The 24,793-nt window shown below is 38.3% G+C and carries 21 protein-coding genes; 1 reads left to right on the forward strand and 20 read right to left on the reverse strand.

Going from position 1 to position 24,793, the window contains the following annotated elements; genetic code table 11:
* Positions 1-100 precede the first annotated feature (100 nt).
* The 16 genes from GJU39_RS08450 to GJU39_RS08525 form a co-directional block, all read right to left on the reverse strand.
* Positions 101-643, reverse strand: coding sequence for a DUF420 domain-containing protein (locus GJU39_RS08450; protein ID WP_154280353.1), 543 nt, complete (start codon positions 641-643; stop codon positions 101-103).
* Positions 644-761: 118 nt separating this feature from the next.
* The gene (locus tag GJU39_RS08455; RefSeq protein ID WP_154280354.1) at positions 762-1,457 is read right to left on the reverse strand and encodes an SCO family protein; all 696 of its coding nucleotides are present in this window, start codon (positions 1,455-1,457) and stop codon (positions 762-764) included.
* A complete protein-coding gene (locus GJU39_RS08460) occupies positions 1,457-1,804 on the reverse strand; it encodes a cytochrome C oxidase subunit IV family protein (RefSeq protein WP_154280355.1) in 348 nt (115 codons plus the stop codon). Before GJU39_RS08460 ends, GJU39_RS08455 begins: the two co-directional genes overlap by 1 nt.
* Positions 1,805-1,828: 24 nt before the next feature.
* Entirely contained in the window at positions 1,829-2,536 is a 708-nt protein-coding gene (locus GJU39_RS08465) for a cytochrome c oxidase subunit 3 (protein WP_154280356.1), read from the reverse strand.
* Positions 2,537-2,567: 31 nt separating this feature from the next.
* Positions 2,568-3,134 carry a cytochrome c oxidase subunit 3 gene (locus tag GJU39_RS08470; protein ID WP_154280357.1) on the reverse strand — a complete coding sequence of 189 codons (567 nt, stop codon included), beginning with the start codon at positions 3,132-3,134 and terminating at the stop codon, positions 2,568-2,570.
* Positions 3,135-3,150: 16 nt separating this feature from the next.
* Positions 3,151-4,107: a heme o synthase gene (gene cyoE / locus GJU39_RS08475; RefSeq protein ID WP_154280358.1), complete on the reverse strand. Its 957-nt coding sequence runs from the start codon at positions 4,105-4,107 to the stop codon at positions 3,151-3,153.
* A 12-nt stretch (positions 4,108-4,119) separates the two neighbouring features.
* Positions 4,120-5,178, reverse strand: coding sequence for a COX15/CtaA family protein (locus GJU39_RS08480; RefSeq protein WP_154280359.1), 1,059 nt, complete (start codon positions 5,176-5,178; stop codon positions 4,120-4,122).
* Between the two features lie 83 nt (positions 5,179-5,261).
* Positions 5,262-7,142 carry a cytochrome c oxidase subunit I gene (locus tag GJU39_RS08485; protein WP_209437609.1) on the reverse strand — a complete coding sequence of 627 codons (1,881 nt, stop codon included), beginning with the start codon at positions 7,140-7,142 and terminating at the stop codon, positions 5,262-5,264.
* A 23-nt stretch (positions 7,143-7,165) separates the two neighbouring features.
* Positions 7,166-8,401, reverse strand: coding sequence for a cytochrome c oxidase subunit II (locus GJU39_RS08490; RefSeq protein WP_154280360.1), 1,236 nt, complete (start codon positions 8,399-8,401; stop codon positions 7,166-7,168).
* Positions 8,402-8,473: 72 nt separating this feature from the next.
* Complete coding sequence (locus GJU39_RS08495) at positions 8,474-9,697, reverse strand: quinol:cytochrome C oxidoreductase (RefSeq protein WP_154280361.1); 1,224 nt, start codon at positions 9,695-9,697, stop codon at positions 8,474-8,476.
* Between the two features lie 15 nt (positions 9,698-9,712).
* Entirely contained in the window at positions 9,713-10,330 is a 618-nt protein-coding gene (locus GJU39_RS08500) for a c-type cytochrome (RefSeq protein ID WP_154280362.1), read from the reverse strand.
* Positions 10,302-10,838 carry a DUF3341 domain-containing protein gene (locus tag GJU39_RS08505; protein ID WP_154280363.1) on the reverse strand — a complete coding sequence of 179 codons (537 nt, stop codon included), beginning with the start codon at positions 10,836-10,838 and terminating at the stop codon, positions 10,302-10,304. The genes GJU39_RS08500 and GJU39_RS08505 overlap by 29 nt, the downstream gene beginning before the upstream one ends.
* 2 nt (positions 10,839-10,840) lie before the next feature.
* A complete protein-coding gene (nrfD, locus tag GJU39_RS08510) occupies positions 10,841-12,313 on the reverse strand; it encodes an NrfD/PsrC family molybdoenzyme membrane anchor subunit (RefSeq protein ID WP_154280364.1) in 1,473 nt (490 codons plus the stop codon).
* A 26-nt stretch (positions 12,314-12,339) separates the two neighbouring features.
* Positions 12,340-15,360 carry a TAT-variant-translocated molybdopterin oxidoreductase gene (locus GJU39_RS08515; RefSeq protein ID WP_154280365.1) on the reverse strand — a complete coding sequence of 1,007 codons (3,021 nt, stop codon included), beginning with the start codon at positions 15,358-15,360 and terminating at the stop codon, positions 12,340-12,342.
* 48 nt (positions 15,361-15,408) lie between these two features.
* On the reverse strand, positions 15,409-16,713 hold the full coding sequence (locus GJU39_RS08520; protein ID WP_154280366.1) for a c-type cytochrome: 1,305 nt from the start codon (positions 16,711-16,713) through the stop codon (positions 15,409-15,411).
* A gap of 253 nt (positions 16,714-16,966) precedes the next feature.
* Entirely contained in the window at positions 16,967-17,947 is a 981-nt protein-coding gene (locus GJU39_RS08525; protein WP_154280367.1) for a deoxyhypusine synthase family protein, read from the reverse strand.
* Between the two features lie 218 nt (positions 17,948-18,165).
* On the opposite strand from GJU39_RS08525, the gene GJU39_RS08530 reads away from it, so the two are divergent.
* Positions 18,166-19,293 carry a BamA/TamA family outer membrane protein gene (locus tag GJU39_RS08530; RefSeq protein WP_154280368.1) on the forward strand — a complete coding sequence of 376 codons (1,128 nt, stop codon included), beginning with the start codon at positions 18,166-18,168 and terminating at the stop codon, positions 19,291-19,293.
* 67 nt (positions 19,294-19,360) lie between these two features.
* On the opposite strand, the gene GJU39_RS08535 is transcribed toward GJU39_RS08530, so the two are convergent.
* From GJU39_RS08535 to GJU39_RS08550, 4 genes are all read right to left on the reverse strand, one after another.
* Positions 19,361-21,739 carry an outer membrane beta-barrel family protein gene (locus GJU39_RS08535; RefSeq protein ID WP_154280369.1) on the reverse strand — a complete coding sequence of 793 codons (2,379 nt, stop codon included), beginning with the start codon at positions 21,737-21,739 and terminating at the stop codon, positions 19,361-19,363.
* Positions 21,740-21,796: 57 nt separating this feature from the next.
* Positions 21,797-23,347, reverse strand: coding sequence for an N-acetylmuramoyl-L-alanine amidase (locus tag GJU39_RS08540; RefSeq protein WP_154280370.1), 1,551 nt, complete (start codon positions 23,345-23,347; stop codon positions 21,797-21,799).
* On the reverse strand, positions 23,344-23,712 hold the full coding sequence (locus GJU39_RS08545) for a BlaI/MecI/CopY family transcriptional regulator (RefSeq protein WP_154280371.1): 369 nt from the start codon (positions 23,710-23,712) through the stop codon (positions 23,344-23,346). Before GJU39_RS08545 ends, GJU39_RS08540 begins: the two co-directional genes overlap by 4 nt.
* A gap of 162 nt (positions 23,713-23,874) precedes the next feature.
* Positions 23,875-24,546 carry a DUF6266 family protein gene (locus GJU39_RS08550; RefSeq protein WP_154280372.1) on the reverse strand — a complete coding sequence of 224 codons (672 nt, stop codon included), beginning with the start codon at positions 24,544-24,546 and terminating at the stop codon, positions 23,875-23,877.
* Between the last annotated feature and the right edge of the window lie 247 nt (positions 24,547-24,793).

Genomic DNA, 24,793 nt, shown 5'->3' on the forward strand with positions numbered 1-24,793 from the left:
ATATGCGAAAGCTATCTAACCAGACGGCAATAAGCATGTACCAATAATACAAAATATTGCCTAATGTTCAACAAAAAACAACACTAAAAACGAGAATCTTTTAATATTGATAATAAGGAGAGATCATCAGGTAAACCACCACACCGGTAATGGCCACATACAGCCATAAGGGAAAAGTTATTCTGGCAATTTTACGGTGTTTATCGAAACGCTGAGCCAAAGCCCTCACATAAGTAACCAATACCAATGGAATAATGGCGATAGATAATAAAATATGGGTAAGCAGAATAAAAAAGTAAACATATTTAATTGCGCCTTCTCCTCCAAATTTCGTGGAAGGGGTAGTCATATGATAAGCGATATACATCACCAGAAATAATAACGAACAACCTATTGCAGATTTCATTAAATTTTGGTGGAGTGCAATCTTGCCATTCTTAATGGCCCAAACCGCAATAACCAATAGCACGGCAGTAATGCCGTTAATGGTGGCGTAGATCGGTGGTAAAAACGGAAGCGTAGGTGTATCGATCCCCAAATCCTTAAGCTTTACTACAAATAAAAATGCAACTGCTACAGGTATGAAGATGGAAAGAATGATAATCCACTTGCTATACTTTTTTTCAATCGAAGTATTTTCCATGAGTATTTTAATCTCTTTATTTTTTATGATTTATTCGAACATCCATTTATGATGATAGATGTTCGATTATAGTTGACTGTGGACTAATGACTCCAGACTCACGACTGAGAACTGCAAACTATCGCCCGTCTTTAACATTCCTCAAATACTCTGCAATCAATACTTTGATCTCATCTTCCAGCCGGGCTGTAGATTCCGGGCTGTCAGTTTCATAAATACCTCTTATGCGATGCTGTACATCGATTAATAAAATCCTGCTGCTAAAAATGTAACGGGGCTTTTCCTGACTTTCGTCGCTAATGACATCCAACAACAGGCCTTTGCGAATGAGTGGATAAGTGATGCTGGTATCGCCTGCAAGGACATTCCATTTCTCGGCCTTAGCACCTAACTGATCAGCATATGCTTTAATCTTCAATACGTCCGCAGGGTTTACAGACAAGCTTAAGAACTTCACCAAAGGTTTCTTTTCATATCCTGCTGCCAATTGCTGGAGGTATTTAGTTACACCTGCATTAGGTGCATCAGTATTAATCAAATTTAATACGATGATTTTGTTTTTTAGGGTTGCCCAGGAAACGCTGTCTCCACTTTGGTTAACCAATTTAAAATCCGGCACCTGATGATAGATGGTATCTGGAATCTTTTTACCCTTCACCGAATGAAATGTTGAGGCAACAACCTTTTCTCCAAAGATTGGAAGGCTTTTATACCGGTTCTTGGCGAACTGTGGCAATAAGTAAAAAAACAAAAATCCCGGTACAGCTAAAGTGCTTACCAGGATTAATACTTTTTGGATGGATTTTCCTTTCATTAATGATTCATCATGTGGATATTCAAAAATCCACCTTCAATTAACATTAAAACAATAAAGTAGATAATGAAAATTAATGATAATGTTAAAGAAAGCTGAAAACCAAGTTTCTCATATTTCAGGTGCATAAAATATGCAACAATATAAAATGCTTTTACCAAGGTTAAAGCGATATAAACGAAGTTACCAACGGCATGACTCATGTAATGGTTTGGTAGAACCCAAAGGGCAATAATAAACTCAATTACAGTAATCATTAACAGGATTCCAAACACCTGCCAGATTTTACCTTTTGATAAACCTGCGTGCTCCTCGTGCCCTTCTGTATGTGCGTGATGTTCTGACATGATAATATTTTTAAATGTGATGAATTAAACCAAATAGAAGAATGTAAATACAAACACCCATACTAAATCTACAAAGTGCCAGTATAAACCAACCTTCTCAACCATTAAATAATGACCTCTCTTTTCAAACGTGCCATTGATGGTCATTATCAATACAATGATGTTAATGATTACTCCACTAAATACGTGGAAACCGTGAAATCCGGTAATGGTGAAAAACAAGTTAGCAAACTGCTGTGCCGCAACGAAAGAAACATCTCCATTAAAGAATTCTTTCAATTTCTCAGCTGTTGGAATTTGAGCAAACCAAAACCCTTCATGGTGTAAGTGTGTCCACTCTAACGCCTGACAGCCCAAGAACATGAAACCACCAATAATGGTAGCAACCATCCACCAGATTACTTCTTTCTTTGCACGGCGATGACCTGCTTCAACCGCTAAAACCATTGTTACAGAACTCATGATTAAGATAAAAGTCATGATGCCTACGAAAACAAGTGGTGCACCTGAATCGGTGATACCCGGAACCGATTGGAAAACCAAATCAGGATCTGGCCAGGTCAATTTAGAAAAACGCTGAGCGCCGTAATAGATTAATAAAGAGGAAAAGGTAAAAGCATCTGACAAAAGGAAAAACCACATCATGATTTTGCCATATTCTACCGACCACGGAGAACGGCCACCATTCCATGGCCCGGTTTTAACTTGATCTAATTGTGATACTGAATTCATTTGGAAATAGTATAATAGTTTGTTAACAAATTTAACGGTTCAAAAGTAAAAAAACATACAGATATATCCATAATATATCTATAAAATGCCAAAAAATAGAAGCAATTTCCATTCTATATTTGCTTTTTGCAGGCGAGATGTTCTTGTAACTCCCCACCAAAGCATTAATAATCAATCCAACGCCACCTATAATGTGCAATAAGTGCAGGCCGGAAACCACATAAATAAAAGAAATTGCCGCATTATTACCCACAAGCGTTGCACCGGTTTTCACCATGCTTCCCCAGGCATTAAACTGCATAACACCAAATGCAATGGCCAAAATAACCGTTACCCATAACATATTGCGTTGCAGGCTGAAATTCAACTTTCTCATCGCCTTTGCTGCGAGCACCAGTGAAATACTGCTGGCAATAATTACCAAACTGCTATAAATAAATGCATCAGGTAATACCAAACCATGTCCTTTACCTTTTGATGCTGCAAATACCAGATAGTAACTGGTAAACCCACCAAACATAATGGTAGATGAAACCACAAAAAGCCAGACAATAAACTTCCGGGGTTTTGGGTCAAATGTATCTTGGATCTTTTCCATTGTTAGCTCCATAAAATTATTTTGCTATAAAATTTAATAATAATCCCAGCTGTACAGCGGGAATGTAAAAAAACGAGCAGAACATTACTTTTCTTGCATCTGCAAGGTCTCTGCTTAATAAAAGTTTTAATGCGAGCCAGCTAAATATCAAGCCTGCAATTAAAGATAAACCAGCAATGTAATAACCGCCAAAACCATAAAAAGTTGGAAGCAAACTCACCGGAATCAAAATCAAAGTACTCAAAAAAGTAAGCAATGCCGATGTCTTATCCCTCTTCTTAGTAGGTAGTAACCTAAAGCCTGCCTTCTTATAATCATCATCCAATACCCAGGCAATAGCCCAGAAATGTGGAAACTGCCAAACGAATTGAATTAGGAATAAAACGATTGCTACCCAATAATCAACTGGTTGAAACATCTCCGCCTTTAAATTCCCAAAAGCCGCAAGGTAGCCGATAAGTGGCGGCAAAGCCCCGGGGATGGCCCCAACAAATACTGCAATAGGTGATTTTCTTTTTAGGGGAGTATACACAAATGCATATAAAAAAATGGAGAAAACAGATAATAAACCCGTCTCCAGATTTAGCTTACCTAACAGCCAAGTGCCCAGAAAAGCCATAAAAACGCCAATAATTAAGCCTTGTCCGGTGGTCATTCTTCCTGCAGGCATTGGCCGGTCTTTGGTCCTGGCCATTAACTTGTCCAGATCCTTTTCAATAATTTCATTGAAACAATTGGCCGCGGCAGTAACTAAAAATCCACCTGCAATCAGGATCAACCAGTTTCCCCAATTTATAGATTGAACAATGTTGGTCTCACCCAACTCATTCATCCGTTTTACCCAATTGATGTCATGGCTTCTGCCAATCTGCATCTTCTGCCCGATCAAAAATGATATCGATGCCGAAAACACCACCGTAAACGATAGCCTGAATTTGATGAGTTTAGAAAAATCTGAGAAAACCTGTTTCAACTTCCTTAAATATTATTGCTTATAAGTACTGGTGCGATAAACCAACAAGTACAAATAAAACTGTAAACTAAATAACAACGTAGAGAATAATATATGCAATGCCTGCGCTGCCGGTGGAAATGCAAAATATGCTAATGCAAAACCACTTAATAATTGAATGAGCAGCGTAACTAAAATAAACCTCGCCGTTAATAACGGTGCGGCTTTGCCACTAAACCGGTCGATAACCATTTTGTATACAATTGCGTTAGCGATAACCACCAATATTGCCAGATCCCTATGGTAAGTAAAAATGGAATCCAGTCTTGAAATCCAGGTGTCCCTTAAACCATTCGACAATGATTTTGCCACTACATCAACAGACTCTCTTACTTCTGTACCTAAAATGATCTGAAGGATACTCAACATTACCGTAAATAGTAAAAATCCCTTTAACCAAAGTATCCGGTACATTATCACAGAAGGTGTTTTATTCAGCTGCTTGGCATAATTATAGGTATAGATTGAAATTGCCAAAATAACCAACGCCAGAAGCATGTGTACCGTAACTACCCATTGCGCCAGATTCGTAGACACTACTATAGAACCTAACCAGGCTTGATAACCAACCACCAGAATATTCAGCGCACTTAAAACGATGATTCTCTTTGCGATCTTTCTATAAGTAAAAGAATAAACCAATGTTAAAAACAAAAATATTCCTGCCAAAACTCCGGTTAACCTATTAATATACTCAACCCAGGTTTTAGTTGCGTTAAATTCTTCAGGAACGGTGATGCTTCGATCATGTCTGATTGAATCGGCCAATGCAACTTTACCCATACTTTCTAAGTATTTGGCAAATTTTTCATTTTTCTTTAACCGTCCTGCTACATACTTCTCTTTATAATCTGCCGGCAATTGCGAAACATCTGTAGGCGGAATATAACGATCGAAACATTTAGGCCAGTCAGGGCAACCCATTCCAGACCCTGTACTTCTTACAATACCGCCGGCAAGGATAACCATCAACGTAACGATAATGGTTATTAAATTAATCCTGATGAAATGTTGTTCTGATCTGCTGATCATTATACTTTTTTATGTGAAAGGGGTATCTGGATAAGCAGAAACTTAATCAGATACCCCTTTTAAATTGTATTAAAGCTTTCTAATTAGCCTTTATTTTCTTCAACAGGATTAGCTAATTCCCAATCTTGCTGTATTTTTTCTGCTTCTGCATTTCCTTCAAAATCGTGAGGCAAGTTAGAGCTCATGGTTTGAGAGAAAGGAACAGTTTGTGGAATAAAATCTGCGTCATGACCAGGTTTACTGTAGTCATATGGCCATCTGTAAACTGTTGGAATTTCTCCCGGCCAGTTACCGTGAATGTGTTCTACTGGTGCAGTCCATTCTAAAGTATTTGCTTCCCAAGGGTTTTGCGGAGCAACTTTACCTTTAAAGATTGAATAGAAGAAGTTAAACAAGAACGCCACTTGCGCTAAAGCCGCTATAATCGCTGCCCAGGTTACAAATACGTTTACCGTTAACCACTTCTTCATGAATTCAAATTCAGTGAACGCATAGTAACGACGTGGTACACCATCTAAACCTAAGAAGTGTAATGGGAAGAATACCAGATAAGCCGCAATAAAAGTTAACCAGAAGTGTAAATAACCTAACTTAGGATTTAACATTCTTCCGAACATTCTGGGAAACCAGTGATAAACACCTGCAAGCATTCCGAAGATCGCTGCAGAACCCATTACCAGGTGAAAGTGGGCAACAACGAAGTAAGTATCGTGTAAGTTAATATCTAATGATGCGTTACCTAAGAAAATACCGGTTAAACCGCCAGAAATAAAGAATGAAACTAAACCGATTGCAAACAACATTGCCGGTGTAAAACGGATATTACCGCGCCATAATGTAGCTAAGTAGTTAAATGTTTTTACGGCAGATGGTACTGCGATAATTAAGGTGGTAATCATAAATACACCACCCAATAATGGATTCATTCCCGTTACAAACATATGGTGACCCCAAACGATGAACGAAAGTACAGTGATACCAATCAGGGAGTAAACCATTGCATGGTAACCAAAGATTGGTTTACGTGAGTTTACAGAAATAACTTCTGATGAGATACCCAACGCTGGCATAATTACAATATATACCTCAGGGTGACCTAAGAACCAGAATAAGTGTTGCCATAAAATTGGAGAACCACCTTCATTCGGTAAAATATCAGTACCCATTACGATATCAGAAAGATAGAAACTGGTACCAAAACTCCGGTCAAATACCATTAACACAACCCCGGCCACAAGAACAGGGAAAGATAAGATACCTAAGATAGCGGTTAAGAAAAGTGCCCAGATGGTTAAAGGCATTTTCCAAAGATCCATACCTTTTGTACGCATGTTTAAAATTGTACTTACGTAGTTAATACCACCCATTAAAGATGATGCTACGAAAAGGACCATACTCACTAACCACAATGTCATCCCCATACCAGATCCCGGCATTGCCTTGGCAATAATAGAGAGCGGCGGATAAACTGTCCAACCACCAGATGCTGGACCTGTTTGTACAAAGAATGAAGACATCATGATCACACAGGCCATAAAGAATAACCAGTATGAAAGCATGTTCAAAAACGGCGATGCCATATCCCTGGCACCCAACTGTAAAGGAATTAATAAATTACTAAAAGTTCCACTCAACCCCGCTGTTAATACGAAGAATACCATAATGGTACCGTGAATGGTTACTAAAGCAAGATAAAAATCAGACTTGATACGACCGCCTTCAGCCCATTTTCCTAAAAATGTTTCTAAGAAAGGGAAGCTTTTATCCGGCCATGCCAATTGAATACGGAATAAAATTGATAAGCCCATCGCAATCACTGCCATGATAATACCCGTGATTAGATATTGCTTAGCAATCATTTTATGATCCATGCTGAAGATATACTTGGAAATTAAGGTTTCCTTGTGGTGTCCATGATCAGCGTGATCGTGATTGTGTTCGTCGTGTAATGCTATTGTTGACATAATTCTTTCGCTCTGCGGTAATATTATTTATTTAAAGCCATTTGGTTTGTTTTCACAGCTGCTGAATCAGTAGCTGATGAATCTGATGCCGCTTTAGGAGCAGCAGGAGCAACCGGCAAATTAAATTCTTTTCTCAAATCGTCGTTTAAATATGTTTTCTGTTCTGCCAGCCAGGTTTTGTACTCTGCTTCAGAAACTACACGTACTACTTTCTGCATGTTGTAGTGCCCTGATCCACAGATTTTAGCACAAAGAAGAACAAACTTAAAGTTTGGATCATTTGTTTCCTGCTGCATCTGTGCAGTAGTTTTTGTTGGCGTAAACTCAAAGAATGTTCTCATACCTGGTACAGTATTCAATTGAATTCTGAAATGTGGCATATAGAAACTGTGAATTACATCTTTACTGGTTAAGATTAATTTAATCGGTTTTCCTACCGGAAGAACCATTTCATCTGCCATCTCATCATCACGGGAGTGGATATCTTTAAAATCAATACCTAAAAGATTGGTTGCAGTAGTAAGTTTATAGTTCTTATCTCCAACAATTCCATCAGCTCCCGGGTAACGGATAGACCATTTGAACTGCTCTGAAGTAACTTCAATTTGCAATGGCTTATTATTAGGATCTTCAGTTTTGAAGAAAATTGATCTCCAGGTTAAGAAACCCATTAATACCAATACGGTTAAAACCAATGCCGGAACAATGGTCCAGATTTTTTCGATGGTATTATTATGTGGATAGTAATAAGCTTTTCTTTTAGCAGAATACCTGTAGATATAAGAAAATCCGAACAATAAAATGTGAGTAAAAACAAATACGATGGTGGTAATGATCAACGTTAAGTTGAACATTTCATCGATTTTCTTTCCATGCTCAGATGCGGCATCCGGAAGCAACATCGAACCATGCACCGTATATTCCCAATACACACCGTATAAACCCAACACCAGGAACAATGCAAATAAACTAGCATGAACCCTGTTCCAGTTAATACCTACCGGCTTACCTTGCGCTTCGCGGCTTAGCTCATATACTTTTATTGATTTACCAATAATTGCAATGAATAAACATACGGCAAGGAAAATCAGAATGTAAAAAATTACTGATTTATAAACCTCACCCATATCAACTTTCGGTGCCGCTGCTGCACCTGCTACTGATGCCTCCTGCGCAAACGCGCTCGTGTTCGCAAAAACAGTAAATAGTACTGCTAAAGCTGCGGTCGTTTTATTCGTGATAAACTTTCTTAAACTCATTTTCTTAAAAGTAGTACGCTGTACTGCTAATTATAATAATAATATAAATATTTGCCCTTATAATGTCACCTGCTAAAGTTGGTGATGCAAACTTTCTTGTAATAAAGGGTGATTTTTTGCAATCAAAGGTTTTTTACTCAATGATGTTAAAACCGTAAAGGTAAACAATCCTACGAAACCAATTGCAGTACCGATCTCAATCACTCCAAATCCATTATGACCTTCTTCTACTGCACCCGGCATAATCATTTGGTAATAATCAACCCAGTGGCCCAAAAGAACTACAATAGATACGAACAATAATTTCACATCTGTTCTTTTGTTATCTCTATCCATTAACAATAATACAGGGGCTAAGAAATTCATTGCCAGGTTTAAGAAAAACCAAAACTTGTAGTATTCAAAGCGTTTGTAGAAATAAACAGTTTCTTCCGGCATGTTTGCATAGTAGATCAATAAGAACTGAGCGAACCAAACGTAAGTCCAGAAGATAGAGAAACCAAAGATAAACTGACCTAAGTTATGTAAGTGGCTATTGTTAACCCATTGCATATAACCAGCTCTTCTTAATAAGATCAGGATAATTGCGATAGTAGCTAAACTACTTACCCACATTGCTGCGAAGTTATACCAGCCGAACATGGTTGAGAACCAGTGTGCCTCTAAAGACATAATGGTATCGAAAGCAAAGATCGGGGTAGTAAATCCGTAGATTACTAAAAAGATACAGGCATTTTTAAATCCTTTTCTGTATGATGCTAAACCACCCGCTAAATCTTCATTATATGATAACTTAACAAAAAGCATAGCGAAGATGCTATATACACCTAAGAATACAACCTGCCGACCTAAAAAGAATGGAACATTTAAGAAAACTGCTTTACCGGCAATTAATGAATCATAATTAGGGCTGTTTGGATCTGTTATTCCATCTGCATTCCAGTGATGGTATAAGTTGTGTGTAAATAAACCTGCTGTAATAATGACAATCAGTATTACGGCTGCAATCGGCAAAGTTTTAGCCATTGCTTGCGGTACGCGTAAAATAGATGCAGACCAACCAGCCTGAGCTACATATTGAACAGCAAGGAAAAACATACCCGACATACAAACGCATGCAAAGTAGTATCCCATAAGCAACAGGTTGGCAAAAGTACGCTCGTGCATTACTTTATCTCCAGCAATAAAACCGTAAGCAACAGCGGCAATACCTAAAGCGATACCGACTATACTTAAAGTTTTTACTTTTCCTGTAAACTCAAATTGTTCACTAAAATTAATATTGTGAGTTCCCATTTATATTCTGCTTTACTATTGTCCTTTTTGTAATTGTTGAACATACATCACTACCTTCCAACGATCTGTTGGTGTAATCTGTGAAGCATGCGAGCCCATGTTATTTACACCGTAAGTGATGGTGTGATAAATTTTACCTGGTGTAAGGTCTGCCATATTACCACCTCTTGATGAAGCACCTGTTTGATAAGCCGGAACACCGCTAAATTTCTCAATTTTTACCAAGTGTCCTTGTCCATCTCCCTTCTCGCCATGGCAAGGGCTACAAAACACGGTAAACAAATGCTTACCATCTGCCAGGTTAATAGTATCAACAGGTAACGGATTTACCATGCTCACACCCGCTGCTTCATATCCTTCTTTTGTATTTGGATACTCATCATATTCTGTAAAACCTACCGGTTTTGTATTGGCTGGTGGTAACTGAGCAGCATGACCTTTAAAACTTGGTACATGTGCGGTATCAACGGGCTGATCCGGATTTAAAGCAATCGGATCATACATATTTCTGGCATATTCTAAACCAGTACTGCGTTTATCTTTACAAGCTGTGAAAGTAGCTGCAAAAGCGATAGCTAAAAACGCCGTATAAACAAATTTATTCTTATTCATAGCTAATGTACTTCCTTTCATTATACTTTACTTCTAAAGCACCTGCATCTTTTAATAAACTATCAATTACAGTGTGTGCTGCGTTATCATTTGCATCAATGGCGATTACAAAACGATCGTCTGTTGCACGAAGATCCATTACTCTTGGTGCTCTTCCAGGAAACAAATGCGTAGATGCATAGTAGGTTAACACCATTCCGAAAGCACAAAACAGTACTGTTAATTCGAACATTATCGGAATAAAATCCGGCAAGGCAAAAGATGGTTTACCACCAATATTTACTTTCCAATCGATCACTGCACAGAAATAAATCAATGCAAATGCTGCGCAGGTTCCGGTGATACCAAAGCAAAATGCTGCAATATCGATTCTGGATCTTTTAATTCCCAATTTGGCTTCTATTCCGTGGATAGGCATTGGGGTATATACATCATAAATACTGATGTTATTTTCCTGAAGCTTTTCGATGCCGTGCATCATTTCGTCAGGATCGCCAAAACTGCCTAAAATATATTTGATATTACTCATTGTTATATTTTTGCGTAATCTTCTTGTTTAACACTATCAAATTTCTCTAAAGACTCTATGTATTCGGCTACATATTCTTTATTCTCATGACCTTCTTTAATCTGTTTCATTTTGGCCTGCTCACTTGCAGATTTCAACAACAACTTCACCTCTGCAATAGCGATGGAAGGTAATACCCTTAAAAACAATAAGAATAAGGTAAAGAATAAACCAATTGAACCAACGAATACGCTTACATCAACCCATGTTGGATAAAACATTGCCCAACTTGATGGAATATAATCACGGTGTAGTGAAGTAACGATAATTACGAAACGTTCAAACCACATACCTATGTTTACAACGATTGATAAAATCCAGGTAGCACGGATGCTTAAACGGATCTTCTTGAACCAAAGCAATTGTGGTGAGATTACGTTACAAGTCATCATCATCCAGTATGCCCACCAGTACGGACCAGTAGAACGATTGATAAATGCATATTGCTCATATTCTGAACCTGAATACCATGCGATGAAAAACTCAGTTAAATAAGCCACACCTACGATTGATCCGGTTAAGATGATGATTTTATTCATCGACTCAATGTGGAACATGGTGATGTAGTTTTCAAGGCCTAATACTTTACGTGCAACCAATAATAAGGTTAATACCATCGCAAATCCTGAGAAAATCGCCCCTGCCACGAAATATGGAGGGAAGATGGTCGTGTGCCATCCGGGAATTACCGATGTTGCAAAGTCCATTGATACAATCGTGTGTACCGAAAGTACAAGTGGTGTAGAGATACCGGCCAGGATTAACGACACCGCTTCGAAACGCTGCCATGTTTTAACACTTCCACTCCACCCGAAAGAGAAGATAGAATAAATTTTTCTGCGTGTACCTACGGCACGATCACGAATGGTAGCAATATCCGGTAATAAACCTGTATACCAGAATAATAATGATACAGAGAAGTAAGTAGAGATCGCAAACATATCCCATACCAATGGTGAGTTAAAGTTTACCCAAAGTGAACCAAACTGATTTGGTAATGGTAAAACCCAGTAAGCTAACCAGGGACGGCCCATGTGAGATACAACATAAGTTGCTGCACAGATTACGGCGAAGATGGTCATCGCCTCTGCTGAACGGTTAATGGAGTTACGCCAGTTCTGACGGAAAAGTAACAGTACTGCTGAAATCAATGTTCCGGCGTGACCGATCCCTACCCACCATACGAAACCGGTGATATCCCAGGCCCATCCAACAGTTTTATTTAAACCCCATGCACCAATACCATTCCAAAAGGTATAGCTTACTGCTACAACCCAAAGTAAAGCACCCAATGAGGCAAAAATGAACCCAATCCACCAGGCTTTGTTTGGCTTATTTTCTACCGGGCCTAAAATATCATCCGTAATTTTAGCATACGTGATGTTATCGCCGGTAATTAATGGTTCTCTAAGTATTGATTCGTTATGTCCTGACATAATTTGTATTTTCTTTATGCTAAAGCTTACGCTTGTACTTTTGTATCTGTGTTTCTAATTTTAGTCATATATCCGATACCAGGTTTTACGTTGATTTCTTCTAATACGTAGTAAATACGCTCAGAACGTAAAGCTTTTGAAACTTCTGAATTGGGATCGTTTGAATCGCCAAATACAATTGCATTTGCCGAACAAGCTTCTTGACAAGCCATTTTGATATCGCCATCTTTTAACGGACGTTTCTCTAATTTAGCTTTTAATTTACCGCCTTGAATACGTTGGATACACATTGAGCATTTTTCCATTACCCCACGTGATCGTGCGGTAACATCAGGGTTCAACACCAATTGAGTAAACTCGTTATTTAAGTAGTTATCGAAACGTGAATCATTCCAGTAGTTGAACCAGTTGAAACGACGCACTTTGTATGGACAGTTATTCGCACAGTAACGGGTACCTACACAACGGTTATACGCCATATGGTTTAAACCGTCAGATGAGTGAACAGTAGCCAATACCGGACATACCGTTTCGCATGGTGCGTGATCACAGTGCTGACATAACATGGGCTGGTGAACGACAGAAACGTGATCTAAATCTTCCAGATTAGCAATCTCTTTTTCTTTAGTTACATCACCTTCTGGTGTTTCATAGCTATAATAACGGTCGATACGAATCCAGTGCATCTCACGACGGCGGCGAACCTCATCACGGCCTACTACAGGAATATTGTTTTCTACGTTACAAGCAACCACGCAAGAACCACAACCGGTACAAGCATTCAAATCGATTGCCATTACCCAGTTATTGCCTGGTTTTTCATATTGATCCCAAAGATCATAATCTTTGTGTTCGCCTTTTTCGTTACCAGCTGCAGGATCTTTTAAGTATTCTTTGAAAGTAGCTTCTTTAATTACTGCACGACCTTCGAAAGAGTGGTGAGTTTGCGTCTGTGCCAATTCGTAGTAACCGCCCGTAGGGGTAATGGTTACGGAAGTAGCATATTGCATGGTTCCATTAATGAAAGAAACAAAAGGGAAAGCATTTTTACCCACATCATTACCCGCTTTACCAACTTTGGTACGGCCGTAACCTAATGCAATTGATGCCGTTCCTCTCGCTTGTCCAGGTTGGATCAATACCGGAAGATCTATTGAATATCCATTTGCAGCTTTAACTGTAACAACATCAAATTCTTTAACTTTTAAAGTCTCTGCATACTTTGGTGCAATGGCAACATAGTTATCCCAGGTTACTTTAGAAACCGGATCAGGTAGTTCTTGTAAAAACGCATTGTTTGCATTTTTACCATCACGCATTGGGATGTTTTCGTAAACCTGTAATTCAATGTCTTTAGCTAAAGATTTGCTTCTGTTTAGAATTGAAGCAGCAACCGGAGCAACAGACTGTGTAAATGTATAAGCTGTAGCAGCTTTCGGTGCGATACTGATTACGCCTTTCTCTAAAACATCATTCCATTTTAAACCCAGTGCCGGAAGCATTTTAGTTTCCCAGTTGCTACGAACAAACTGATAATAATCTTTAACTGGTGCATCAGCCCAAACCAATAAGCTTTCTTCTGCCTGACGGCTGTTGAAAACAGGGTTAATGGTTGGTTGAACAATTGAATAGTAACCTTCGTATGCGTTTGCATCACCCCATGACTCTAAATAGTTATGGTTAATGGCAACAGCATCACAAAGTGAAGCCGTTTCATCAGCACGATCTGCGAAAGAAATTTTTGCAGGTACGCTTTTTAATGCTGCTTCGAATTTCTTAGCATCGATATAATCGTAAGCAGGGTTACTGTTTAAGAATAAAACAGCACCAACTTCACCACGACTCATTTCAGCAACTAAGCCATTAAATTCAGCATCGTTACCAGCATATAAATAACAAGGATTATCTAAATCAATAGTGGTACCGTAACTGCCGATTGCAGCATTGATCGCATTTACAAGAATTTGAGTTGAAACATCGTTTGAACCACAAACAACAAGTGCTTTACCTTTATTTTGTAATAATTCTTTTGCAGCTAACTTGATTACCTTATCAGCTGTTGTATTGTTACCCAATGTTCCTCCAGGTAAAGACTGACCGGTAACTGCATTATATAATGCGATTAATGCCGGACCTTCTTCTGATAATTTTACAGGAACACGTGTATCTGCATTTGAACCGGTTAAGCTCATTCCACTTTCAAAATGAATGTGGCGGCTCATTTTTTTGCTTTCTAAAGATTTGTAGCTACGGTTTTTAGAATACTGTGCCGTAAACTCTTCTCCGCTAATCCAGGTACCTAGAAAATCAGCACCGAAACTTAAGATTAAATCAGCGCTATCGAAGTTATATTTTGGTAAAACTGCTTTACCAAAACTATTCTGATTGGCCTGAATAATACCAGTATAAGAAACAGCATCATATTGAACTAATTTAGCAGCAGGATATTTTGCAATAAACTGGGCTAAAACAGCATTGGTTGATGGGCTGTTTACAGTTGATGAAACTATACGGATTTTCTTTCCAGATGCCTGTGCTTTAGTTAATTCTGTTTTAACAAAACCGTCTAATTTTGCCCAGGTAGTTTCTTCATTTTTAAGAAGTGGCGCTTTTAATTTTGATACATCGTATAAATCCAATACAGAAGCTTGGGCTCTTGCATCAGTACCACGAAAGAACTCACCTGCATTAGGGTTTGGTTCAATTTTAATTGGGCGACCTTCTCTTGTTTTAACTAAAATACTCTGTCCATTAAAGCTGGACGTATAATAGTTAGGAATACCTGGAGTAACCTCTTCAGGTTTTACCAGGTAAGGAATAGATTTATGAATCGGGGCTGTTTGACATGCAGCCAAAGTAACTGCACCTAAACCAAAACCTAACGCCTTTAAAAAGTCGCGGCGTGGGGTAACGGTACTTAACCCTGCTTCATTTAAAACATCTTCTATTGGAAGTGGCTCGGCGAATTCGTTTTTGTTATTCTTAACAAAATCGGGTGTATTGTTATACTCCTCTAAGCCTTTCCAGTATTTTTTGTTGCTTTCCATTTAAGCTATATTACTGTTTATTCGAACGTTCTTACTAAACTCTATCTATTAATAGTGGCATTTACCACACTCTAAACCACCCAATAACGCTGGTGTAATTTTCTCGCCTTTTTTAATTTTCTCATGCGCTTCGATCACCTTAGCATAGAAAGCATTATTTTTCTGACCAGAAATATCAGTTTCCTTATGGCAGTTGATACACCATTTCATGGTTAATGGAGAATATTGGTAAATTTCTTCCATTGTATTAACCGGACCATGACAAGCAAAACACACAGGTTCTGTTGGCTGTAAACCTTTTGCTTTACGAATTGCATCTTCTGCAACCACTACGTGTTGTGAGTGATTGAAGTAAGCAAAATCTGGCAGGTTGTGCACACGCACCCACTCCATTGGTTTTGATTTACTCTCATCGTATTTCTGCGTTTCAGGATCGTAACCCAATGCATTGTAGATCTTTTTGATTTCCGGAGAAATTTCACCATCATACTTATCTCTTGCCTGTACTGCTTTATGGCAGTTCATACAAACATTTAAGGAAGGAATCGTAGCATTTTTAGATTTAAACGCTCCATTGTGGCAATACTGGCAATCAATCTGATTGATTCCGGCGTGCAACTCGTGAGAGAATTTAATCGGCTGTACTGGCTGGTAACCGGTATGAACCCCCGTATTCCACATACCCATCCAACCAAATGAACCTAAAGCAATGATTAGACACAAGATGAAGAACATTACGAACTTCTTGTTTTTAAACATCTTGCGAACACCCACTTTTAAAGGCACATCTTCTTCCATCTCAATGCCTTGTTTTTGTAAAATTAAGCGCTCCAATAATTTACTGGCACGACCTAAGATTACTAAAATAACAATAGCAACAATTACAATGGCAATGATCCCTGCAAGCGATAAACCAGAAGTACCTTCATCTTTTGCTGATGCAGAACCAGCAGCACCTTCAGCACCAGCTGCAGGCTTAGGCTCACCTTCCTGAATGTAGGCTAAAATGTCTTTTACTTTAGCTTCATCCAGTTCAGGGAAAGCAGTCATGGCTACTTTTCCGTTTTCATTGAATAACTTAACTGCCTCCGGATTTCCAGATGCGATCAGCGCCTGAGAATTAGGAATCCACTTTAAAAGGAATTCTTCTGAATGGCGATCGGTAACTCCGGTTAAGGCAGGACCGACTAATTTCGCATCTAAGGCGTGGCATGACGAACATTTAGCTTTGAAAAGCGTTCTCCCCTCTTTAGCATCCTGCGCGTTAACAGTCGAAACTGCTATTACAGAAATTGCTGAAAATAGGAATAACGACTTCCAAACACTTTTTAAAATCATCGAGATATCTCTCATAATGAACACTTTATACTTATTTAATTTACTTTTTGTTGTGAACTTGATGCCTGAGCTATGGTAGCCCCATCAAAACTTGAACAAAAGTATAACTTATTAATAAATCCCATGACATAATAGTGACCGGAAATACAATTTATAATCATTCTAAACAAATGTCGTTTCTGGCCTTTCAGGCAAGAAAAATGCCCATTTTTGACCTTCATCTCAAATGGGCATTTCGAAATCTATTTGCTTTATTCGATTTTCCTTTTTATTGTTTCAATATCCAGGCGAACATTAACGGAGCAACGATTGTCGCATCACTTTCTACAATAAATTTCGGCGTATTGATATCTAATTTCCCCCAGGTAATCTTTTCATTCGGAACTGCACCAGAATAAGAACCATAAGAAGTAGTAGAATCAGAGATCTGGCAGAAGTAGCTCCAGAAAGGAATATTTTCCATTTCCATATCCTGATAAAGCATTGGAACTACACAAATCGGGAAGTCACCGGCTATGCCACCACCAATCTGGAAGAAACCAATTCCTTTGCCACCACTATTTGCAATATACCAATCGGCTAACCAACCCATATATTCGATACCACCTTTAACAGTGGTTGCGGTAAGTTCATTTTTCATTACGTAAGAAGCAAAAATATTACCCATGGTAGAATCTTCCCATCCCGGCACAACAATTGGCAAATTCTTTTCTGCCGCAGCAAGCATCCATGAATTTTTCGGATCAATTTCATAATATTGTTCCAAATCGCCGCTCAGCAGCATTTTGTACATAAATTCATGCGGGAAATAGCGTTCGCCAGCTGCTTCTGCATCCATCCAGATTTTTTGGATGTGTTTTTGCAAACGGCGGAAGGCTTCTTCTTCCGGAATACAGGTATCCGTAACGCGGTTGTAATGGTTTTCTAAAAGATCCCATTCATCCTGCGGACTTAAATCGCGGTAATTAGGTACGCGTTTATAGTGTGAGTGTGCAACCAGGTTCATAATATCTTCTTCCAGGTTGGCACCAGTACAAGAAATAATGGCCACTTTATCCTGACGGATCATTTCTGCAAGTGAAATTCCCAATTCTGCAGTACTCATCGCGCCAGCAAGGGTAATCATCATTTTGCCCCCCTCATCTAAATGCGTTTCATACCCTTTAGCCGCATCCATCATTGCTGCAGCATTAAAGTGGAGGTAATTACGCTCCATAAACTGAGATATCGGTCCTCTTGTATTGCTCATTTTGTTTTGTCTTATTTGCCGCAAAAATAGGTATTTAGCTGGAAACTTAACCGCAAAGACTGCAAAGTTTTTCACAAAGCAGGCAAAGTAAAATTTTCATATCTTAATTAACGGCTAAGCCGATCATCAATAAGCAGCGAACAAATCACCATTGAACCGGTGAACTAATGACCAATGAACCGATAAATCTTAAATAAAATTTCAGTTAATTTGCGGCGATGAAAAAATATTACCTGATCATTGTTCTTGCCTTAATTTCCGGAAGCTCATTTGGCCAAATGAAATTGATTAAAAAGTTACTTTCTAACGAAAAAGACACGTTACGTAAGGCAAGTTTTTTACCGCTTCCCTCTTTCGGTTATGCACAGGAAACCGGCTTTCAGTTTGGTGTCGGTGCGATAGTGGGCTTTTATACCGATCGTGCAGATACAACAAACCGTCCATCTTCAGTAACCTTAAACCTAAACTATTCTACATTGAAAGCTTATAACATGAGTTCGATGGTAGATATTTGGGGGAAAGGAAATAAGCTTCATTATATTGGAGAATTACGCTTTAAAAGGATGCCATTTAATTTTTATGGCATTGGCAACAGCACGGAAGAAGCGAATGAAGATAAATTAATCCAGCAACAGATTAAGGTATTGCTTCAGGCCGAAAAACAGTTATTGCCAAAAGCATATACGGGTGCTTCCATTGGTTTTGAGAATTATAAATACAGAGATTTAGTGGAAGATGGCATTTTTAGCCGCGATCCTTATTATAACAACAGGCGGGGAAGTGTTTTCTACTTAGGCGTATCGCAGAGTTATGATTCCAGGAATAACAATAATTATACAACGAAAGGGCTTTTTGTAAGGGGAACTTACCAGTATGCCCCTGATGTTTTTTCGGATGGAAACTTTACCGGCAGTCAGATAAAAATTGACGCCAGAAACTTCTGGACGTTAAATAAAAGCTTCGCTATCGGTGTACAGGGATTATACAACACTGTTATTGGTAAAAATACACCAATATATTTGCTGCCGCAGATGGGCAATGATGAAATGATGCGTGGTTATTATGGCGGGCGATATAGGGATGAGAATTTACTGGCCTTTCAGGCAGAATTACGTTATCGCTACAGCAGCCGCTTTGGCGCCACACTTTTCGGTGGTACAGGTACCGTTTGGGGAATTGATGATTTCTCCACCAGTTCATTTAAACCCAACTACGGTGCAGGTTTTAGGTATTTCTTCGATCCGGAAAAAGGCATCAGTATTCGTTTAGATTATGGAATCGGAGAAAAAAGGCCAAACGAAAAACGCCAGAGTGGATTTTACCTCAGCATAGCGGAAGCGTTTTAGAAAATTGAATTCCAAAAATTCTAATTAAACCAAAGTTTATGCTGAACATAAAAACAGCATAAACTACTTAATTGCTCCTTTTTCGTTCTTCATCATTTCCGGCTTTTCTATCTAACTGCTTAATTTTATCATTCCCAAAGTTATACCGAACTGTAATGCGGAGTTGCTTGGCGTCATAATAATTTTTATATTCTTGCTTAATATTATTGATCAAACTGGTAAAGCGGTACTGATTGCTTCTTAATAAGTCACTTGAACTGATTGCCAACTGAAGTTTCTTATTTAAGAACAAGGCTTTAATACCTAAATCCAAATTATATTGGCTTTTATTATTATTCAAACCGTCCACTGTTGGCAACTGGTACCAGAAATTTACATCAGCAAAAACAGTTTTAGGTTTATTCAGTATCAGTTGATTTGAGGTGGAGAAATAAGCTCCAAATCCGTTCAGGTTATGTACTGTTTGCATGATATTAGATTTCGCTGCATTGTAGAAAACATCAATCTGATTAATACTCTGCCAAACTTTAAAAGGATTTATTATTACGGTGTTACTCAACTGGTAGTTATTGCCTGTGATAAAATTAATGGGTTTGGAAAACTGAATATTGCTAAATTCATCTACAAAATTGATATCATTAAAGCCATTTAGGGTTTTACTAAAGGAAAAGGCGCTGATTAGTTTATTTTTATAACTGTGCGAAAACTCCATATTGTGATTGAATGATGGGTTTAAAAAAGGATTTCCTTCCGCATAGGCAAACTGATTGCTATACCAGCGAAAAGGATTTAGTTTCCGGTAAGCAGGGCGATTTATCCTTCGCCCGTAGTGAATAGAAAAAACACTTTGCTCATTTAGTTTGTAAGAGATAAAGGCAGTGGGAAAAAGCTGGAAATACCGATTTTGATTACCCTCATTGATTGAAGTACCATTAACCTGGGTATATTCTCCACGTAATCCAACTTTAAATTCCCATGCATGGCTCCTTTTATTCCAATCCAGATAAAGTGCCTGGGTATTTTCTTTATAGTTAAAATTGTTAACCTGACTTATATCAGGTTCATAGCCATTATTTTCCTTATTAAAAAAGGCCACATCACTTTGGTTATTAATAAAGCTAATTTTTGCTCCCATTGATATCTTAAAGGTTTTGAATGGTAAATCTGCATCTACTTTTACTGTAAAAAAGTTGATGATTTGCTTACTGGCAGATAAATATTCAGCAAATGAATTTGGAATCACATTTCCTTGCTCCAGATAACTGGTATTATTAAAAAACCTGCTCCTGTTTTCATGATAACCAAACCAGTCTCCATTCAAAATAATCTGCTTTCCTGTTGAATCAATAAGGTGTTTTAGAAACACATTTGCTGCGCTAAAATCAGACCTGATCTTTGCAGCTGCATCAGAATTTAGCACGGAATCAATTCTTCCGGCTTGATTGTAAATCGCTGTTTTTATATTTTCTTCAGAATGAAAATTTGTTAAACCGCCATTGTATGATATACCCAATAAGGTCTTTTTTGACAACTGATCATCTATGCTCAATTGTACGGAAGGAACGGTTCTGAAGTTCCTATCCTTATTTACGGTATTCCAGGTTTGATTTTGATAAAAAATATTGGTTTGCTCAAAAGGCACCAGAGACCCTTTTCTAATATTAAAACTGGTGTTGATGGTAATTTTATCCTTTTGATAACTAAAGTTTCCACCAGTAGAAGCTGTTAGATAGGTAGCCTGTGTCAAAACTGCATTTACGGCCCCCTTAAAGCCAGACGTGTTAACTTTTTTAATTACAAAATTAATGAGTCCGTTATTCCCTTGTGCATCATATTTTGCCGGCGGATTGGTAATCACTTCTATCTTTGAAATTTGATCTGATGAAAGAGACATAAGGTAAGTTGATAATTCATCATCCGTTAATTGGATCAACTTATCATTGACCATCACATTTACTACACCTTTACCAATGAGCGAAATCCTTCCATTTAAAACCCTTACACCAGGAACTTTTGCCAGCAACTCCAAAGCATCGGTTCCAATGGCAGAAACACTGCTTTCTACGTTAAAGACTGTTCGGTCTATTTTACGTTCTATTAAAGGTTTTTTGCTACTTATCTCAACATCAGCAAGCTTATGAGAAGTATTTCTAAGCCGAATATTCATGATCGTATCTAGCTTTAAGCTAAACTTACGGCGCTCAGTCTCAAAATTAATACTTGTAAAATCGACCGAATATTGACCAGACTTTAAATTATAGTAAGCATAAAAGCCCAGGCTATCAGTTTGAGTATACCTTACATTATTCTTTTCATCAATAAGTTTTAAATTAACCAAAGGAATATTTCGGCTTTGCTGATCAGTTATTCGTCCCGAAAATTTAATCTGTGCCTCACTTGACAAACACACAAATAATATAAGAATAGAAAATATAATCTTATGCATTAAATAATTGACTGCAAGCACTTACTTTAAATAAAGTATCCATTCCATAAGCTTTTTTTAGCAACCGCCCTCTGAAAACTGTACAAATCCATCCAAAATGAGATTGCTCACTTTGCGAATGTTTTTTTCTTCGTTGATGAACTTCAGATTATTTTCGTCTGAGAGGTTTCCCAGTTCGATTAATACTGCAGGCACCTTAGCTTCCCTTAACAAAAGGAGATTGGCATCTTTCAAAGCATCTTTTACTTCAATGCCTTTTAGTCCGTTTAATTTATTAAGGATGCCTATACCCAAATTTTCGGCCACTTTGATGTTGCTGTTCAGTTTGGAAACGTAGACCTCGATTCCATTTGATGCCGTTTGATGATCAAGTGAAGCATTATGATGGATGGAAATAAATGCTGTGGCTTTTTGCTTTGGCAAGCGATCACGAAGTGATAAAAACTGATCGTCGCTTCTTGTCAGGATAACTTTTATACCTCTTTTTGCAGCTTCTTCTTTTAAGATCTTAACTGCACGAAGGTTTAAGTCTTTTTCCTTTTGTCCATCTAATGCCGTAATTGCATCATCTTTACCGCCATGACCAGCATCTACTACCAATACCATCTCCCTGGCTTTGAACGCAGAAGTCGCATTGGGGTTCACATTGATTGCATATTCAGAATAAGCCAACCCTGAAGTGCCGATGGCGGTGATTTCAGTTGGATTTTTAGCCAATGCAGCTTTGTTAATTTCCACATCTTTGCGGTTTACAAATGCGACTGAACAAATAAAGACAACTGGTACTGTTAGAAAATAAGAAAGCTTCTGAAGCTTTGAATTTGGTTCTTTGTACATAATCATAATTCTGTTTTTTAGCGGAAGTTTACTAAAGCTATTGATGGCGTAGTTCTTTGCCGGCATCGCCAGGCTCAACAGTAAAGAAGCATAAGTATTTTTATCAGCTATTCTTGATATTTCTCGGTCTGCCAGAAATTCATGATTATGGTCTACGGCGTTTCTCCAGAAATAAATCGCCGGATTGAACCAAAGAACAGTGGTAGCCAGATTCACCAGCGCCTTATCAAATGCATGCAATTGTTGTACATGAACCCGTTCGTGCTTGATTACTAACGCCCGCTCATTTGGGCGCAAAGCCGAATCAATCACAATCGTATTAAAGAAGGAACAATTTTTTATGGTCGACTGAGACTGAACCAGCAAAGCATCATCCTCCTGCCCAACCTTATATTTACGCAGCTGATTTTTAATATAAAAAAACATCCATAACCACCTTAATAAAAACATGACCGACACACCAGCATATATATAAGTGAGCGTATCCATCCAGCTAAAGCCAGGGTTTGTAGAATGACGGCCTTCAACAGCATCTTTTTCAAAACCAGTTTCTTTACTGTAAACCACTTCAGGATTATTTTCCCGATCAGCCACACTTACTTCATGTATGCGTTCCACCGTTAATGCCGGAATGGTGAAACTCAATAACAGCATCAGCAACAGGTAAATCCTATTCAAATTAAAAAAAGTGAGCTTCGCCAAAAACAGTTGATACATTACAAAAAATAGTGCAGTACAAGCGGAAACCTTGAGTAAATAGATTAAAATCATTTGTTCTGATTTTGGTTGATGATTTTTTTGATCTCTTCGATATCCTTTTCACTTAACTTTTCTTCTTTCACCATAAAGGATAAAAGGCTCGCTGGTGAATTATCGAAATAACCGGAAAATAGCTTAGAAAAAGTTGTCTTGGTATATTGGTCTTTAGTGATGGCAGGGAAATACTCGTAAGTTTTACCGTAAGCCTTGTAATTTACATAGCCTTTTTTTTCCAAAAGCCGCACGATAGAAGAAATCGTGTTATAAGGAGGCTTAGGCTCATCATCCAATTCATCAATAATATCTTTCACAAAAGCTTTTTGCAGTCGCCATAAAACCTGCATAATGCGTTCTTCCGTTTTGGTTAATTCTTCCATACCCAAACATATAACTTATTTTTCAGTTATACAACTGCAAAACAAGTTATATTACTGATTTTACAGTTATAACAGGAAACAAATTAAATAGTTAGCTGATAATGAAAGCCATATAGATATTAGCAAACGCAGGATGCTTTTAGCAACCAAGCAGTATACACCTTACAAAGACTTGGAAAATTTCTGGATAACAGGGTCTGCGGCTCCAAATGCTGCATATATACTATTGGACACCATAGTCCGGTCTTCCGATACAAATGCAATCCAGGTATGATATGCCTCCGCTTGCCTGGCTTTAGGTATGGAGAGCAACTGTTCGCCGATAGATCTTCTATTTCCGCTGGTTATACAAATGGAAAAATCATTTTTATCATCAAAAGCCAGTAGCATCACCTGATCGCTGGCAAGAAGATAACCGGCATCGGTCTGCTTATCCCAAGTAAACAGCAGCCCCAGTTCGTTAAACACTACACTGTGATTTTCAGGCGGGAGTAATTTTCCCTGAGCAAGTCTGATTTGTGAATAGTCAATTTTTCCATCGCCATTGAAACCATGGAGCATATTATAGGATTTTGCAGCATTATGTGCAGACATTCCTTTGGCCTTCGAATCTATATTAAAGCCCACACGGACAAAGTTAAGAACATGAGAAAGAAAGTACTGCATGCTTGCAAACTTACCCCTGCACTTATGCTGGCCGGCAGAACCTTTCTGATTCTTCTTGCTGGGCTTCGGTAAACTTCTAATTACCCATTTGCCATTTAGCTGGTAGCCGACTACGCTTCCAACTTTTCCGGTGAATCCACCGTTTACTCCATCTTTTAATATTGCCATAATTTTTGAGATTATGGGATGATTATACTAAAGATAGGATTTATTTGTGAATAGTTGAGCTTGCAACCCATATTTGCCAGGCATCAAACGGCGTTTATCCGGATACGATTGTCACAAGTCCGAACAAACTCCGACTCAACTCCGTTTTAAGTCCGGGTTAATGCTTGTTTACAAACAGGCAATTTAACTTCAGGCAAAGCAAAGCCTATCTATGTTATGCCTGCAAACCTTGACAGTGGGCAATTAA

Origin of the sequence: Pedobacter petrophilus (genome assembly GCF_009674725.1) — a bacterium.
Classification (GTDB): Bacteria; Bacteroidota; Bacteroidia; order Sphingobacteriales; family Sphingobacteriaceae; genus Pedobacter; species Pedobacter petrophilus.